We start from the raw sequence: 216 nt of genomic DNA, 5'->3' as shown, positions 1-216 counted from the left end.
ATTCGAACGACCAGTTTCCACTGCCATTTGCGTAGAAGCTGTAAATCGTACTAGTACCGTCACGCAGGAACACCAGTGCGTTAGCTTCGGCCGTACCGCTCAGTGTCGGCCTGTTGTCGTTGGTCACACCGCCACTGGCAATCGCACCAACCACGCCCCCCTGCACGTTGTCCATCACGCTTGTGATCGACGGCGTATTTGGCGCTAACGTATCTA

The 216-nt window shown here is 55.6% G+C and carries 1 protein-coding gene; it reads right to left on the bottom strand.

The annotated features are described in order from the left end of the window. The coding region (locus tag MXF20_RS23340) for an Ig-like domain-containing protein (protein ID WP_325971652.1) at positions 1 to 216 on the bottom strand (216 nt) is incomplete at both ends.

The sequence above is a fragment of the Pantoea dispersa genome (assembly GCF_035783935.1).
Classification (GTDB): domain Bacteria; phylum Pseudomonadota; class Gammaproteobacteria; order Enterobacterales; family Enterobacteriaceae; genus Pantoea; species Pantoea dispersa_C.
The sequence above is the reverse complement of the archived record's forward strand: the minus strand, read 5'-3'. Positions and strand labels throughout refer to the sequence as shown.